This is a genomic window from Sphingobium indicum BiD32 (assembly GCF_000382885.1).
GTDB classification, from domain to species: Bacteria; Pseudomonadota; Alphaproteobacteria; order Sphingomonadales; family Sphingomonadaceae; genus Sphingobium; species Sphingobium japonicum_C.
This window is the reverse complement of sequence record NZ_CAVK010000033.1, coordinates 1-1,739: the sequence shown is the minus strand read 5'-3', so window position 1 is coordinate 1,739 and position 1,739 is coordinate 1. Positions and strand designations below refer to the sequence as shown.

Below are 1,739 nucleotides of genomic sequence, written 5' to 3'. Positions count from 1 at the left end.
GGAGGGGTGTCACCCTCTCGATAGGTGGACACCCCTCCACCAGCTTCGCTGGTCCCCCTCCCCTTGCAGGGGAGGAACCCAAAATCTGAACCCTAGGAGAATAGACATGGCAACTTTGGCGGAAGCCCCCACCAATAAATTCCCCAAGATCACCGAGGAAGGCCTCGACGATCTGCGCAAGCGCATCGGCGTCAAGATCGAGAATACGATCGAGCCGTGGAATTATGAAGCGACCCGCGACGCGATCCGTCATTATGCCCATGGCATTGGCGACGATAACCCGCTGTGGTGCGACCCGGCCTACGCCGAAAAGACCAAATATGGCTCGGTCGTCGCGCTGCCCAGCTTCCTCTTCACCACCAGCCGCATCATTTCGGGCTATTGCGGCGGCCTGTCGGGCGTCCACGCCATGTGGGCGGGTGCCGACTGGACCTGGCACAAGCCGGTGCTGCGCAACGACACGATCCGCACCGAAGCCTATCTCAAGGATCTGGTCGAACATCAGACCAAATTTGCCGGACGTTCGTTCCAGCAGATCTACCATGTCGATTTCTTCAACCAGTCGGGCGACAAGGTGGCCGAAGGCGACAGCTGGGTATTCCGCACCGACCGCGACGAAGCGCGCGAACGCGGCACCAAATATACCGAAGCGCGTGGCCGCGTGGAGCAATATAGCGAAGAAGAACTGGCCGAATTCACCCGCCTGTATCAGGAGGAAGAAATTCGCGGCTCCGTTCCCCGCTATTGGGAAGATGTGAATGTCGGCGACGAACTGCCGCGCATGATGAAGGGGCCGATGACGGTCACTGGCTTCATCTGCTATGCGCAGGGCTGGGGCGGCCTCTACATCCGCGCCAACAAGCTTGCCAACCAGATGCAGCAGGCGCATCCGGGCCTCGGCATCCGCAACCGCTTCAACGTGCCGGATTGCCCTGAGCGCGTGCACTGGGACGAAGCCTTCGCGCTCGAAGTCGGCGCGCCCGGTGCCTATGATTATGGTCCAGAACGGTGCAGCTGGCTGACCCACCACATCACCAACTGGATCGGTGACGACGGCTTCCTGACGCGCAGCAAGTGCCAGATCCGCCGCCACAATCCCGATGGCGACGCGATCTACATCGACGGCAGCGTCATCCGCAAGTTTGAGGAAAACGGCAAGAAGTTCGTCGAGATCCAGCAGCAGGCGACCACCCATCGCGGCGAAGTCTCGGCCTTCGGCACATCGATCGCCGAATTGCCCAGCAAGCCAGCCTGATCTCTTGAAGGGGTAGGGGAGGAAGGGTCGTCGCCGCAGCGATATGCGGCGGCGGCCCTTTTGCGTTGGGCCGGTGCCGTTAGGATCGGGCCGGAGTGAGAGAGAGGATCGCAGGATGGACAAGATGCGCTTCGATGGCCGGGTGGCCGCGATCACCGGCGCTGGCCGGGGACTGGGACGCGCCTATGCGCTGCTGCTGGCGGCGCGGGGCGCAAAGGTGATCGTCAACGATCCGGGCGTGTCGATGCAGGGGGAGGGGACTGACGCCGCGCCCGCGCAGGCGCTGGTCGATGAAATCCGCGCCGCCGGGGGCGATGCCCTCGCCTCGACCGACAGCGTCGCAACGCCACAGGGGGGGCAGGCGATCATCGACGCTGCCATGAACCATTATGGCCGCATCGACATCCTCATCCACAATGCGGGCATCGTGCGGCGCGGGTCGCTCAATGATCTGAGCTATGCCGATTTCGAGACGGTGCTGGAC

At 62.7% G+C, this 1,739-nt stretch carries 2 protein-coding genes; both read left to right on the top strand.

All coding sequences use genetic code 11. From position 1 onward, the window contains the following. Nucleotides 1-106 precede the first annotated feature (106 nt). On the top strand, nt 107-1,255 hold the full coding sequence (locus EBBID32_RS03230; RefSeq protein ID WP_006950666.1) for an FAS1-like dehydratase domain-containing protein: 1,149 nt from the start codon (nt 107-109) through the stop codon (nt 1,253-1,255). 115 nt (nt 1,256-1,370) lie between these two features. Further along, nucleotides 1,371-1,739, top strand: a 369-nt coding sequence (locus EBBID32_RS03225) for an SDR family NAD(P)-dependent oxidoreductase (RefSeq protein ID WP_037488489.1), incomplete at its 3' end; no start/stop codon positions are given.